Annotated in this window: 17 protein-coding genes; 7 read left to right on the top strand and 10 right to left on the bottom strand. The window is 51.1% G+C overall.

What is annotated here, in order from left to right; all coding sequences use genetic code 11:
- Both WAO31_RS06075 and WAO31_RS06070 read right to left on the bottom strand, forming a co-directional pair.
- On the bottom strand, positions 1 to 278 hold a 278-nt coding region (locus WAO31_RS06075), incomplete at its 3' end, for a hypothetical protein (protein ID WP_509591475.1).
- Positions 275 to 436: a hypothetical protein gene (locus tag WAO31_RS06070; protein WP_509591473.1), complete on the bottom strand. Its 162-nt coding sequence runs from the start codon at positions 434 to 436 to the stop codon at positions 275 to 277. The genes WAO31_RS06070 and WAO31_RS06075, both read right to left, overlap by 4 nt.
- A 102-nt stretch (positions 437 to 538) precedes the next feature.
- On the opposite strand from WAO31_RS06070, the gene purB reads away from it, so the two are divergent.
- Positions 539 to 1,918, top strand: coding sequence for an adenylosuccinate lyase (purB, locus tag WAO31_RS06065; protein ID WP_509591471.1), 1,380 nt, complete (start codon positions 539 to 541; stop codon positions 1,916 to 1,918).
- Positions 1,919 to 1,974: 56 nt separating this feature from the next.
- Here the strand turns inward: purB and WAO31_RS06060 are convergent, their stop codons facing one another.
- From WAO31_RS06060 to WAO31_RS06025, 8 genes are all read right to left on the bottom strand, one after another.
- Entirely contained in the window at positions 1,975 to 2,187 is a 213-nt protein-coding gene (locus tag WAO31_RS06060; RefSeq protein WP_509591468.1) for a hypothetical protein, read from the bottom strand.
- Between the two features lie 15 nt (positions 2,188 to 2,202).
- Complete coding sequence (locus WAO31_RS06055; RefSeq protein ID WP_509591466.1) at positions 2,203 to 2,715, bottom strand: hypothetical protein; 513 nt, start codon at positions 2,713 to 2,715, stop codon at positions 2,203 to 2,205.
- Between the two features lie 3 nt (positions 2,716 to 2,718).
- On the bottom strand, positions 2,719 to 4,074 hold the full coding sequence (gene dnaB, locus WAO31_RS06050; RefSeq protein ID WP_509591464.1) for a replicative DNA helicase: 1,356 nt from the start codon (positions 4,072 to 4,074) through the stop codon (positions 2,719 to 2,721).
- 382 nt (positions 4,075 to 4,456) lie between these two features.
- The gene (rplI, locus tag WAO31_RS06045; RefSeq protein ID WP_509591462.1) at positions 4,457 to 4,909 is read right to left on the bottom strand and encodes a 50S ribosomal protein L9; all 453 of its coding nucleotides are present in this window, start codon (positions 4,907 to 4,909) and stop codon (positions 4,457 to 4,459) included.
- A 14-nt stretch (positions 4,910 to 4,923) separates the two neighbouring features.
- Complete coding sequence (rpsR, locus tag WAO31_RS06040; RefSeq protein WP_509591460.1) at positions 4,924 to 5,181, bottom strand: 30S ribosomal protein S18; 258 nt, start codon at positions 5,179 to 5,181, stop codon at positions 4,924 to 4,926.
- A 25-nt stretch (positions 5,182 to 5,206) separates the two neighbouring features.
- Positions 5,207 to 5,701, bottom strand: a complete 495-nt coding sequence (gene ssb / locus WAO31_RS06035; RefSeq protein WP_509591458.1) for a single-stranded DNA-binding protein — start codon at positions 5,699 to 5,701, stop codon at positions 5,207 to 5,209.
- A gap of 3 nt (positions 5,702 to 5,704) precedes the next feature.
- Positions 5,705 to 6,184 carry a 30S ribosomal protein S6 gene (rpsF, locus tag WAO31_RS06030; protein ID WP_509591456.1) on the bottom strand — a complete coding sequence of 160 codons (480 nt, stop codon included), beginning with the start codon at positions 6,182 to 6,184 and terminating at the stop codon, positions 5,705 to 5,707.
- Positions 6,185 to 6,287: 103 nt separating this feature from the next.
- Positions 6,288 to 7,703, bottom strand: a complete 1,416-nt coding sequence (locus WAO31_RS06025) for a CCA tRNA nucleotidyltransferase (RefSeq protein ID WP_509591454.1) — start codon at positions 7,701 to 7,703, stop codon at positions 6,288 to 6,290.
- 89 nt (positions 7,704 to 7,792) lie between these two features.
- Here WAO31_RS06025 and WAO31_RS06020 point away from each other — a divergent pair, with 89 nt between their 5' ends.
- The 6 genes from WAO31_RS06020 to WAO31_RS05995 all read left to right on the top strand — a co-directional run.
- Complete coding sequence (locus WAO31_RS06020) at positions 7,793 to 8,242, top strand: NUDIX hydrolase (RefSeq protein ID WP_509591451.1); 450 nt, start codon at positions 7,793 to 7,795, stop codon at positions 8,240 to 8,242.
- On the top strand, positions 8,239 to 8,742 hold the full coding sequence (locus WAO31_RS06015; protein ID WP_509591449.1) for a DUF6049 family protein: 504 nt from the start codon (positions 8,239 to 8,241) through the stop codon (positions 8,740 to 8,742). Before WAO31_RS06020 ends, WAO31_RS06015 begins: the two co-directional genes overlap by 4 nt.
- Positions 8,702 to 10,381: a murein biosynthesis integral membrane protein MurJ gene (gene murJ / locus WAO31_RS06010; protein WP_509591446.1), complete on the top strand. Its 1,680-nt coding sequence runs from the start codon at positions 8,702 to 8,704 to the stop codon at positions 10,379 to 10,381. Before WAO31_RS06015 ends, murJ begins: the two co-directional genes overlap by 41 nt.
- 59 nt (positions 10,382 to 10,440) lie before the next feature.
- Positions 10,441 to 11,361, top strand: a complete 921-nt coding sequence (trxB, locus tag WAO31_RS06005; protein WP_509591443.1) for a thioredoxin-disulfide reductase — start codon at positions 10,441 to 10,443, stop codon at positions 11,359 to 11,361.
- Positions 11,362 to 11,383: 22 nt separating this feature from the next.
- Positions 11,384 to 11,707 carry a thioredoxin gene (gene trxA / locus WAO31_RS06000; protein WP_509591440.1) on the top strand — a complete coding sequence of 108 codons (324 nt, stop codon included), beginning with the start codon at positions 11,384 to 11,386 and terminating at the stop codon, positions 11,705 to 11,707.
- Between the two features lie 41 nt (positions 11,708 to 11,748).
- On the top strand, positions 11,749 to 12,510 hold a 762-nt coding region (locus tag WAO31_RS05995), incomplete at its 3' end, for an aminotransferase-like domain-containing protein (protein WP_509591438.1).

The following is a 12,510-nucleotide window of genomic DNA, read 5'->3' as shown; positions in this document are numbered from 1 at the left end:
ATAAAGGTCACCTCGAAGCGTCGGTGGATCTGGGCTTCTGTTGTGAAGTAATTCTCCGAGGCAATCAGGCAATGGTTGTGTAGTCTTTCGAGCTTTTGGTGAATTCCGATTGATGCCAATCGAAACTGCAGTTGATGCAGGGGATCAACAAGAAGTATCTCCAGGGCGGGCCAAGCGGTTAGCTCCTCCGCGCAGAGACGTATCTCAAATGCCACCCGCTCTATTTCTTCGCGGGTGGCGACTATGTCGGGATTGCCCCCGTAGGAATCAAGACTCACCAGTTCAGTGAGTGCTGGAGGGCAACAAGCTCACTTTCTAGTGAGGCAAGTGTTGATGCAAGGGTTGAGGCAGCTGCTCCAATCCAAAGACCCTGGGCGGGTCGTGCAAGTCTCAAACGAGTAAGGGCTTGCTCAATCTGGAGAAGGATTTGTTCCATGTTGAACACTTTGCGGGAAATATCACTTGGATTGGGTGCCAAATACAAAACTGTTGAAAGCTTGGACCTGCTATTTATTGCCAACTACGGCAGAATAGGTATGTGAGCCTTTCATTTCAGCCGCTAAGTCCGCTCGATGGCCGCTACTCATCCCAGGTTCAAGAACTCTCCCTTTTTCTCTCCGAAGCAGGGCTCAACCGAGCAAGAATCCAAGTTGAGATCGAGTGGTTAATCCTGCTTGCCAACAAAGAGCTCTTCGGAAGAGATCGGTACATAACCGAAGAACAGGCCAGAAGGCTCCGCTCCGTAGTTGATTACTTCAGCGACGAAGACGTTGCAAAACTTGCAGACACCGAATCCAGAACCAAACACGACGTCAAGGCTGTTGAATACTTCGTCCGCGACAAGCTCACCGAAATCGACCGCGAAGATCTTCACGAACTAGCTCACTTCGCAGCAACCAGCGAAGACATAAATAACCTCTCCTATGCGCTGATCATCAAAGACGCGCTCAACAAGGTTTGGCTCCCAAAGGCCAAACAAATAGTTGCAACCCTCACCGACCTTGCCGGCTCTTATGCGAGTGTTCCGATGCTTGCAAGAACCCACGGGCAGCCTGCAACTCCAACCACCATGGGCAAGGAAATTGCCGTGTTCGCTCACCGACTTTCTCGTCAGCTAAAAAGAATTGAAGCAACCGAGTATCTTGGAAAATTCTCCGGTGCCACTGGAACATATTCGGCTCACGTGGTCGCCGTCCCAGACGCTAACTGGCCGGAGCTTTCAGCCGAGCTGGTTTCAACACTTGGATTGAAATTCAACCCGCTGACCACCCAGATCGAATCCCACGACTGGCAAGCCGAGCTATACACAGCCGTTGCACACTTCAACAGAATCCTTCACAACCTTGCAACAGACATCTGGAGCTATATCTCAATTGGATACTTCAAACAGATTCCGGTGAAGGGTGCAACGGGGTCTTCGACCATGCCACACAAGATCAATCCGATCAGGTTTGAAAATGCCGAAGCTAATCTTGAAATCTCAAACGCCCTGTTCGATGTTCTGGCTGCAACTCTGGTGACCTCAAGGCTCCAAAGAGATCTAACCGACTCTTCTTCTCAAAGAAACATCGGGGTGGCATTTGGGCACTCGCTTCTCGCCCTAGACAACATCGCCAAGGGACTGACCGAGATTGAGGTCGCCGAGTCGGTAATGGCCGCCGACCTAGCCGACAACTGGGAAGTATTGGCCGAAGCGATTCAGACAGTGATTCGTGCCGAGGTGGCGGCGGGTCGATCAACTATTTCTAATCCGTATGATCTTTTGAAGGATCTAACAAGAGGTAAGAGACTAACTCGCGAGGATCTTGCGAACTTTATTATCAAACTAGATATCGAACAGGCCGCTAAAGACCGCTTGCTGGTTTTATCCCCGAAGGATTACATCGGCCTGGCTTCGAAGCTGGCGCAGAGTCTCTAGATAAGAGTCTTTAGGAAGCAGAGACTTTAGAGAGCTCTAGTTCTAACGGGCTTTTGTTAGCTAAGAACTTGCTTGTCCGGATCGTTGTTGTTGTCCGGAACCATAAGCGCCATGGTTGAGATAAAAACCAGGGCAACAATGAATGTCAATCCGCCCCAGATAAGTGCTGACTCAATCATTCGAACACCGAAGTAAACCAGGGTTCCAACGAATGCGCCAGCAACAGCTGACAGGGTCAAAAAAGTTGTTACTTTTGTTTTTCTGGGCATAGTCAAAGCCTAAAGCTATTTACTTGGTGTGGCGGCGGCTATTGCCAAGTGAATTCCACTAAGCGCAAGGTAAGCACCGAAGAATCCAACCGCTGAAACGATGTCTAGTGGTGCAACCAAGAACAGCAGTCCCAGTAGCAGTGAGAGACCGGCATTTATGAGCGCATCCTTGCCGTTCCTAGTCTTGAGGCCCGAACGCCTAGCAAGATAAAGCTCGAAAGCTCCGGCGACTAGCCCCCAGCCTGTGACTAGGTAAATAAAGGCCATGGCTTGGGCGAAGGGATCGGTTGAGGGAATAAGAAGTGCAGAAACTCCAACAATCAAGGCAACAACGCTAAGCGGCAGAGACTCAACCGAAGTTAATCCTTTGCCCCAGATGGCACTACCAACTGAATTCAAAATTGCGTAGCCGATTCCAAAAATTGCTAAGGCGAGAAGTCCGGTTGTTGCCGAGTGAGATTGGCTGAAGGTAATAAAGATTCCGACGGAAAGAGAAATTGCAGCCCGAAGGGCCACTGCAATCTTCATTCACTAAACCTTCATGTTTACAAAGCGCGAGTAGTGTCCTTGGAAGGCGACGGTGACTAGTCCCGTTGGACCGGATCGCTGCTTCGCCAAAATCAAATCCGCTTCACCGGCTCTGGGGTGCTCGGAGTCTCCGATTGCTTCGCGGTGAAGCAAGATGACAACGTCGGCGTCCTGCTCGAGGGAACCAGATTCACGAAGGTGGGAAATTTCAGGTTTCTTGTCTTTGGTCTGCTCGGCCTGACGGTTTAGCTGCGAGAGCGCAACAACTGGAATGTCTAGCTCCTTGGATAAAAGCTTTAGTGCACGAGAGAACTCTGAAACTTCCTGCTGACGTGATTCAACTTTCTTACCTGAGGTAAGAAGCTGCAGGTAGTCAATCACAATCATCTTTAGTCCAACGCGCTGCGCAAGACGACGGCACTTCGCACGAATTTCTACCAGAGTCATGTTCGGTGAGTCATCAATGTATAGCGGAGCATCGTTGATGCGACCTCTAACCTGCGCAAGTTTGGTCCAGTCTGAGTCTGCGATATTTCCCTTACGCATTGACTGCAAAGGAATTGAAGATTCTGCAGAGAGCATACGCATCGCAATTTCTGCTCTACCCATTTCAAGTGAGAAGAAAAGAGTTGACTTGCCTTGAGCAATCGCTGCGTTTCTTGCGATGTCGAGAGCGAAGGTTGACTTACCCATCGCGGGACGAGCTGCAACAATGATTAGTTGTCCGGGGTGGAAGCCGTTAGTCAGTGAGTCAAGTTCGGTGAATCCGGTTGGAACACCGACTAGATCGCCGTCTTGGTTTTGCGCAGCTTCAATTTCTGAAATCGCCGCTTCAATTGAATCACTTAGAGCTACGTAGTCTTCGCTCGCACCAGATTGTGTGACGCGGTAAACATCTTCCTGGGCCTGGTTGACTAGATCTTCAACTTCACCCTCGTTGGCATAACCAAGTTGTGCGATGCGAGTTCCAACTTCAACAAGTCTGCGAAGAGTTGCTTTCTCAGCAACGATCTTTGCGTAGAACGAAGCATTCGCCGCGGTTGGAACTGTGGAAGTTAAAGTGTGCAGATAATCTGCACCACCTGATCGAACCAGGCTTCCGGTTTTTACAAGTTGATCTGTAACTGTGATGACGTCTGTTGGTTCACCGGTTCCGTACAGAGTAAGAAGTGCATCAAAAATAATTTGGTGCTTCGGCGCATAAAAATCTGCGCCGTGCACATACTCAAAAACTTCAGCAACAGCTTCTTGAGAGATCAACATCGCACCAAGAGTGGACTGCTCTGCGAGCAAGTCATGAGGGAGCACTCGGTCTGTGGATCGCCCCGGTTCTACCGGTAGTACGGGCGCCAAAGACATCTGTTGCTCCTAAAGGTGGTGGTAATAGCTTGTCTAGCATCCACCACTGACAAACCCTGAGAAAACCGCGGTGTGCATAACACTGTGGATAACTCGGGGAAAACACTCTAATAAACCCCCGAAAAGTGTTGAAACTGCTGTGGAAAAATATTTATTTTCGATGCTAGAGGCCAATAAACACCGGGGTTTTGACTGTTGATAACTAATTACGAGCAAACTCTCAAGATAACCCTGAGGGTTGTGGATAAGCACGCCAATCGGGATCAAATTAGGGAGTTAACCGCAGGTTATCCACAACCACCTTAAATGGCTCAAAAATGGGCTCAGAATGACTAAACCCCGAGCCATTGGTCCGGGGTTTAGTTCGATGCTTTGAAAGGTTTTACTTCTTAGCAACAACCTTCAGCTTGATGGTGGCAACCATGTCGCCGTGCAGACGCACGGTGGCTAGGTATTCGCCAACTGAGCGAATTGGGTTTGGGATTTCAACCTTGCGCTTATCGATGGATCCGATGCCTGCATCGGCAACAGCCTGAGCGATGTCGCCGGTCTTGACAGAACCAAATAGTCTGCCGCCAACGCCAGCCTTGACGGATAGCTTGACTGAACCTTCTTCGAGGCGAGCCTTTAGGGTCTGCGCTTCTTCAACGGTTGCTAGCTGACGTGCGTCGCGGGCTGCGCGGATCGAGGCAACCTGCTTCTCGCCGCCCTTGCTCCAAACAACAGCAAAGCCACGTGGAAGTAGGTAGTTGCGTGCGTAGCCGTTCTTAACTTCAACGACGTCGCCTGCAGCACCGAGTCCTGAGACCTCGTTTGTGAGAATGATTTTTGACATGTTTCTAGTTCTCCTTAGCGGCCAGCACCGGCGTATGGCAAAAGAGCCATTTCGCGTGCGTTCTTGATTGCGGTTGCGATGAGGCGCTGTTCCTGAACAGAAACACCGGTGATTCGACGAGCGCGAATCTTGCCGCGGTCTGAGATGAATTTTCTCAGTGTGGCAACGTCTTTGTAGTCGATGATTCCGACCTTCATGAATTTAACCGGAGCTAGTTTGTCTAGCTTCGAGTTACGAGATGGTTTACGACGTGGGTCGGTTTTTCCAGCCATTTGTTTTATTCTCCGTTTCTAAAAATTAAAAAGGTGTGTCGTCTGATGCGGGAGCACCCGGGTTTGCCCAGCCGTCATCGGCTTTTGCAGCAGCAGGTGCTGCCGGGGTGTTGGCCCAGGGATCAGCCTGAACCTGTGCGGGGGATCCTTCGCGAGCGCGACGGGTCACACTTGCAGTGGCATAACGCAAAGATGGACCGATTTCTTCGATCTCAACTTCTAGAGACGCTCTGGCTTCGCCAGATGCAGCGGTGTATGCAGAAGGTGCCTTCAGGCGACCGGTGACAACAACGCGGGCACCCTTGGTCAGTGACTGAGCTACGTTCTCGGCAAGTTCACGCCAAGCGGTGCAGCGCACCCAAACAGTTTCGCCATCTTCCCAGGCGTTGGTCTGACGGTTCATAACGCGAGGAGTTGATGCAACTCTTACACTGGCAACCGCAATACCGGCTTGGGTGTAACGAAGTTCCGGGTCGTCGGCAATGTTGCCAACTACTGTGATGCTTACTTCGCCGGCCATGACTTACTCCGCCTTTGCTTCTGCCTGAGCTGGCTCAGAGGCGGTAGCTTCGGAAGCTACATCAGCTGGTGCATCGGTCTTGGCTTCTGAGCGCTTAGGAGCAGGCTTGTCGGAAGAGTCTTTTCTTGGACCCTTGCGAGCTGGGCGCTCGGATGGCTTCTCAGCAACGTATTCGATTGGTGTGATCGAGAACTGAACATCCTCGGCGCGAAGCACCTTGGTTCTCATGACAGCTTCGGAAAGGTTTAGCTGACGGTCAAGCTCGATAACTGCTTCCGAGGGAGCGGTCATGTTGACAACCGCGTAGATACCTTCGGTCTTTTTCTGGATTTCGTAAGCCAAACGGCGTCTTCCCCAGATGTTCATGGAATCAACGGTGCCCTTGGCAGCGGTGATTACCTTGAGGAATTTTTGGATGGATGGCTCTACAGTTTTTTCTTCAACCGACGGGTCGAGAATAACCATGAGTTCGTACTGATGCATAGCTAACCCACCTCCTTTGGACTAGAGCGGCCATGGACTTTCCATGACAGGAGGGTATAAATGACATCTTGAGGCCCCAAGGATCTAGGGCAACTTCACAAGCTTAGCCCTTCGGCCACCACTCAAGCAAGCGCTTTTTGGCTTCCTCGGGCCCTAGCGGGCCATTTTCGATCCGGAGCTCGAGCAAATACTTATAGGCCTTACCAACCTTGGGACCAGCCGGGATATCGAGTATTTCCATGATTTCCTCGCCGCTTAGATCCGGCCTCATGGCGTTGAGCTGCTCTTCCGCCATTACCTTCTCTATGCGCGCCTCAAGATCGTCGTAGGCATGGGAGAGGATCTCGGCCTTTCGCTTATTGCGGGTCGTGACGTCCGAGCGAGTCAAGATATGCAACCTGACCAACTGGTCGCCGGCGTCACGAACATACCTTCTTATAGCGGCATCGGTCCAGGCCTGATCGCTGTATCCGAAGAACCTCAAATGGAGCTCAACAAGCAAAGAAACTGCCTTGATGGTGTCGTTATCAAACTTGAGTTCCTTCATGCGCTTTTTGGCAAGCTTTGAACCAACAACGTCGTGGTGGTAAAAACTCACCGCGCCACCTGGTTCTAGCTTTCGGGTGGCGGGCTTGCCGATATCGTGCATCAATGCTGCAAACCTCAACACAAAGTCGGGTTCTAGTCCGTAGTCGTGCTCGTAGTCGATGGCTTGCTCAACAACCGTGAGGGTGTGCTCATAGACATCCTTGTGGTGGTGGTGCTCATCAACTTCAAGCTTTAGTGCCGGAAGCTCCGGCAAAACAATCTCAGCAAGACCGGAGTCAACCAAAGCCTCAAGGCCTTTTCTTGGAAAAGCACCAAGCATCAGCTTTTGAAGCTCTGCTTGGATGCGCTCAGCGGAGATGATGCTCATGCGCTCACGCATGGCTCCCATTGCTTCAAATGTTTCCGGTTCTATTTCAAATCCCAGTTGAGAAACAAACCTTGCACCCCGCATCATGCGAAGCGGGTCATCTCCGAAGGAGTCCTCTGGTTTTCCTGGGGTTTTTAGAACCTCATCCATCAAGTCCCGAAGTCCTCCGAATGGATCGACAAAGACGCGCTCTGGAAGTCTTAGCGCCATCGAGTTCACAGTGAAGTCGCGCCGCTTTAGATCTTCGACCAAATCGGTTCCGAAGCGAACCTCTGGCTTTCTCGAGTCTTTGTCGTAGGCATCGGTTCGGTAGGTTGTGATTTCGATCTGGTCGTTGCCGATCCGGCAGCCGATGGTTCCGTATTCCTTGCCGATTTCCCAGTGGGTATCGACTTTTCCTTTAATAAGTTCAAGTATTTGATCGGGGGTGGCATTTGTTGTTAGGTCAACATCGGGTGCGACCCTTCCTAAAATTGCGTCCCTAACCGGTCCGCCGACTAGAGCAAGTTCAAAGCCGGCTTTTGAAAACAGTTCCCCGAGCTTTGTTAGTAAAGCGGTCGAGGTGACCTGCTCTAGGTTTTTCATTGCGTCGGCGGTTTCCATCGGTACCAGCTTGCCATAACCGCTTTGGTATCTAGGGTTCACGGGGCTTGGGGTCTAAGCCAAATAGCGCCCAAGGTTAGAGTAGAAAGATGGAATCCAAATCTTCAAGCTCCGAGGTATCGGCTGGCGGCTTTGTGATTTCCAATAGCGACGGTTCTCTTGTTGCTCTGATGGCGAGGTTTAACCGCGGGGGCAAACTCGAGTGGTGCATACCCAAGGGTCACCTAGAAGCCGATGAGACAAATGAGCAGGCTGCCCTTCGAGAGGTGTTTGAAGAAACTGGCCTAGAGGCCAAAATAATTAATTACCTTGGCGAGGTGAGCTACCAGTTCATTCAGTCCGGGACAAGAATTAGCAAAACGGTTCACGTTTATTTGATGGAGCAAACCGGTGGCGAGCTCAGCTTCGACAAAGACCCTCACAAAGAAGCCAGTGAGCTTGAGTGGGTGCGTGTCTCAGAGCTTCTTACTAGGCTTTCTCATAGCAACGAACGTCGCATCGCCAAAATGGCAGTAGAACTTATTGAGGCCCGCAGTTGAGAAGAGTAGCTCTGGTACTAATCATTGCTATGGCCGCATCCCTGGGGTTGGCGGCCATGCCAGCACTCCCAACCGAGCTAACCGAAACAGACACCGGTCAAATCTCAATCGTAAAGGGCTCGACCATTAACCTGGTCTCTCGTGAGTCGAGCTTTCCCGTTCCAGTCACAAACGATTTGCCAGGTGAGGTTCGGGTGATCGTACACCTTCGCTCAAGCTCTCCGAAGGTGGTGGTGGAAGAATCCACCGTTCAGCTGGTGATTCCCGCGGGAACCACCATGAACGCCCAGTTCCCAATTCGAGCAATCGGAAGTGGCGATGTGGTGATGGTGGCTTGGCTCACTGCCCTCTCTGGCTTCGAGCTTGGCAAACGCGTGAACATAAAGCTCACCGTAAACCCCGATATCGAAACTGCGGCAATAGTGTTGTTTTTGAGCTTTGTGGCAGTTCTGTTCGTGATTGGAACAATCAGAACCGTGCGACGAAGAAAAACTTCTTAAGGATTTTCTCATGGGTGTTGCCAGATCTTCGATCATTATGGCCGGTGGCACCATCGCCTCCCGAATACTCGGGTTTATAAGAACCGTTGTCTTAGCCTTAACAATTGGAGTGACAACGGATGCGGCCGATGCTTTTGGAGTTGCGAACCAACTTCCTAATAACGTCTATGCCATTATCGCCGGCGGTGTCCTCTCCGCTGTTTTGGTTCCACAGATCGTAAAAGCCAGAGCGCACAAAGACGAAGGTCACGGCTACATCGACCGGTTGCTAACGCTCGCAATTTCGGTCTTTGCTGTTGTCACAATCGCCGCCACCTTGGCAGCTCCTTTTCTGGTTTCCATCTATACAACCGGCTGGTCCCCGGCGCAGCTAGCTTTGGCAACGGCCTTTGCCTACTGGTGCTTACCGCAACTGTTTTTCTACGGCCTTTACTCGATGCTCGGCGAGGTGCTAAACGCAAGAAGTTACTTCGGTCCTTTTATGTGGGCGCCGGTACTTAGCAACTTAGTTGGACTGGTCGGCTGGGTTAGCTTTTTGCTTATCTTTGGCGCTGACCCAACAGGACAAAGAACAGTCGAGCAGTGGTCTCAGGCCGAGATTGCGCTGCTTGCCGGATCATCAACTCTCGGTGTAATAGCCCAGGCTTTGATTTTGTTTTTCTTCTGGAGAAAAATTGGAATTAGATTCTCCTTCAACTTCTCCTGGAGGGGAGTTGGACTTCGTCCAGCCATTAAGGCTGCCGGTTGGTCACTAGCAATGGTTTTGGTTTCTCAAATCGGTGGGCTGGTTCAAACAGTTGTTGCATCTCGTGCAGTATCCGACCGAGGAGAAGGACCCGCGATTGCATCGATTGCAGCGATGGCAATCGCGTGGCTTATTTTTATGCTTCCGCACTCGGTCGTCACCGTGTCGGTTGCAACCGCTTACTTCACCAAGATGAGCGAGCACGTTCAGAAAAAGCAGATGCACCTGATGAAAGATGATCTTCGATCGGCTCTTCGGATTGTGGTTCTAGTAAATATGTTTTCCTCAATTGCGCTGATACTTCTTTCTTTGCCGGTGGCAAGAGTGTTCGTTGGCGAGTATGACTCGACAGTTGCCTTGGGCAATGTTTTGTTCGCAACAATGTTTGGGCTAATTCCTTTCGGGATGGTGTTTATGTTCCAGCGAGCTTTCTACGCGCTGGAAGATACTAGGACCCCTTTTGTTTTTACCTCGGTGCAGATTGCTTTTCACATCGCAGGTTCGATTTACCTTTTCTTCACCATGGAGTCGCAGTTTTTGGTTATGTCACTGGCGGCACTTACTAGCCTCACGATTTCTATCCAAGCGCTAACTGCGTATCTTTTACTTCGCCGAAGAATAGGCGAAATAGGTGCTTCGCCCAAGGGTCACGCTCTAACGCTCCGAGTAATTGTTGCTGGGCTCGTGACTTTTGCGGTTGGAACCGCATCGGTTGTTGGTTTGGGCGGAATTCGACCGGACAGCTTTGCCGTCGGCACTATCGCTGGTGCCGTTGGGGTGATCTTTGTTGCCGGAATGGCGATGCTTGTTAGCTACGTAATAGCCCTGAAACTACTCAAGGTCCCAGAGATTGATCGGGCCATTGACGGAATCGCTGGAATACTCCGCCGCTAAGCTTGGTTGTTGGCTGGTGGGGCCAAAAGCCCAAAAAGTAAGGTTTGGAGAGTATAAAGTTGCGCGAAGTAATCATCATTGGATCGGGACCCGCCGGATACACGGCAGCCATCTATGCAGCAAGAGCGGGGCTAAAGCCCCTAATGATTGCCTCCAGCGTTGAGCCAGGTGGCGAACTCATGAAGACCACCGATGTTGAAAACTACCCGGGTTTCCCGGATGGACTCCTTGGTCCAGATCTGATGACCAAGTTTCAGGAGCAGGCCGAAAGATTCGGCACCGAGGTTATGCTTCAGGACGTTGTTGAGGTTGACCTAAAGGCCAATCCAAAGATTGTGAAGTGTGGCAACGGAGATGTATTCGAGGCCAAGGCCATTATCTTGGCAACTGGTGCTGCCTACCGCGAACTTGGTCTTCCCAACGAAAAGGCCCTTTCTGGCCACGGCGTTAGCTGGTGTGCGACCTGTGACGGTTTCTTCTTTAGGGAGAAGACCATTGCGGTGGTTGGCGGTGGCGACTCGGCCATGGAAGAAGCACTGTTTTTGACTCGCTTCGCGAGCAAGGTTTATGTAATTCACCGTCGCGACACCCTCAAAGCTTCAAAGATCATGCAGGACCGCGCCAAGGAGAACCCAAAGATTGAGTTTGTCTGGAACAAGGGCGTCGAGGAACTCCTCGGAGATCCTAAGTTGACCGGAGTGAAGCTAAAGGACACCGTCACGGGAGAAATCTCTCAGATGGACCTGGACGGACTGTTTATTGCGATCGGTAATGACCCTAGGGTTTGGTTGGTTGAGAACCAGCTCGAGCTAACGGAAGAAAAGTTCATCAAGGTTGATGGCAGGTCTTCGAAGACCACCATCGACGGTGTTTTCGCCTGCGGCGATGTGATTGACCCAACCTACCGTCAGGCAATTACTGCAGCTGGCTCAGGTTGCGTTGCAGCCCTTGACGCCGAGCACTTCATCTCAACACACTAGGAAAACAATCTAAGGAGTATAAATGTCAGCCAAGTCAGTCACCACAGCAACCTTCCAGGCCGATGTCCTGGATAACGTAAAGCCAGTAATGGTGGACTTCTGGGCGGAGTGGTGTGGGCCTTGCCGCATGGTTTCTCCAATCCTCGATGAGATTGCCGCCGAGTACTCAGACAAGATCGACATCGTCAAAGTAAACGTCGACGAAGAGCCCGAGCTTGCCATGAAATATGGCGTAACCGGAATTCCCATGATGGCGGTTTTCCAAGGTGGTGCCATCGCGAAACAAATGGTTGGTGCTCGTCCGAAGGTGGCCATAGTTGAGGACCTAGCTCCTTTCTTGGCATAGCTAGAATTGTGGGAAACCTGATTTCCCAAACGAAGTGAGCCATGTCAAAACAAGAGGGCGAAAGATTCGATCACTGGATCGATAGCTACGCCAAACGTGCTGACGCCCTTTCTATTTCTGAAGTTAGAGCCCTTTTCGCCGTGGTTTCAAGACCAGAGGTTGTTTCCCTAGCGGGGGGCATGCCAAATGTTTCTTCTCTACCTGAGGAGCTAATCACCGAGAGCTTTGAAAAGCTCATGCTCTCAAGGGGTGACATGGCGCTGCAGTATGGCGGAGGCCAGGGCGATCTAACCCTCAGGGAACAAATCCACGACATCATGGCCCTCGAGGGAATTCACTCGAGCGTCGAAGACCTCATCGTGACAACCGGCTCCCAGCACGGACTTGAATTGCTTGCCGGATTATTTTTGGACGAGGGCGATGTAGTTATCGCCGAGGGTCCCTCCTACGTTGGAGCACTCGGCATCTTCCGTCATTACTTAGCTGAAGTTGAGCACGTTTATACCGACAATGACGGAATGTCGCCGGAGGCCCTCGAAGAGTCAATTGCGAAGCTCAAAAAGGCCGGTAAAAAAATAAAGCTTTTGTATTTGGTTCCAGCCTTTGCCAATCCTTCCGGTGTGACGCTATCGAACAAAAGACGTCCTGAGATATTGGCGATTGCCAAGAAAAACAATATTGTGGTGGTCGAGGATAACCCCTACGGCCTTTTGTATTTTGACAAGAAGCCTCCCAAGGCGTTGCGCTCAATGGATGACGATGTCATCTATCTCGGCTCATTTTCCAAGATCCTGGTTCCTGGC

Source organism: Rhodoluna sp. (assembly GCF_049276775.1).
In the GTDB taxonomy this organism is placed as follows: domain Bacteria; phylum Actinomycetota; class Actinomycetes; order Actinomycetales; family Microbacteriaceae; genus Rhodoluna.
Note: the sequence above shows the minus strand (reverse complement) of the source record. Positions and strands in the feature narration are given on the sequence as shown.

Excerpts from the sequence above, each read along its gene's own strand:
- trxA (WP_509591440.1), top strand. The coding sequence starts at position 11,384 with ATGTCAGCCAAGTCAGTCACCACAGCAACCTTCCAGGCCGATGTCCTG.
- WAO31_RS06055 (WP_509591466.1), bottom strand. The coding sequence starts at position 2,715 with ATGAAGATTGCAGTGGCCCTTCGGGCTGCAATTTCTCTTTCCGTCGGA.
- WAO31_RS06060 (WP_509591468.1), bottom strand. The coding sequence starts at position 2,187 with ATGCCCAGAAAAACAAAAGTAACAACTTTTTTGACCCTGTCAGCTGTT.
- dnaB (WP_509591464.1), bottom strand. The coding sequence starts at position 4,074 with ATGTCTTTGGCGCCCGTACTACCGGTAGAACCGGGGCGATCCACAGAC.
- WAO31_RS06025 (WP_509591454.1), bottom strand. The coding sequence starts at position 7,703 with ATGGAAACCGCCGACGCAATGAAAAACCTAGAGCAGGTCACCTCGACC.
- WAO31_RS06020 (WP_509591451.1), top strand. The coding sequence starts at position 7,793 with ATGGAATCCAAATCTTCAAGCTCCGAGGTATCGGCTGGCGGCTTTGTG.
- ssb (WP_509591458.1), bottom strand. The coding sequence starts at position 5,701 with ATGGCCGGCGAAGTAAGCATCACAGTAGTTGGCAACATTGCCGACGAC.
- WAO31_RS06070 (WP_509591473.1), bottom strand. The coding sequence starts at position 436 with ATGGAACAAATCCTTCTCCAGATTGAGCAAGCCCTTACTCGTTTGAGA.
- rplI (WP_509591462.1), bottom strand. The coding sequence starts at position 4,909 with ATGTCAAAAATCATTCTCACAAACGAGGTCTCAGGACTCGGTGCTGCA.
- rpsF (WP_509591456.1), bottom strand. The coding sequence starts at position 6,184 with ATGCATCAGTACGAACTCATGGTTATTCTCGACCCGTCGGTTGAAGAA.
- rpsR (WP_509591460.1), bottom strand. The coding sequence starts at position 5,181 with ATGGCTGGAAAAACCGACCCACGTCGTAAACCATCTCGTAACTCGAAG.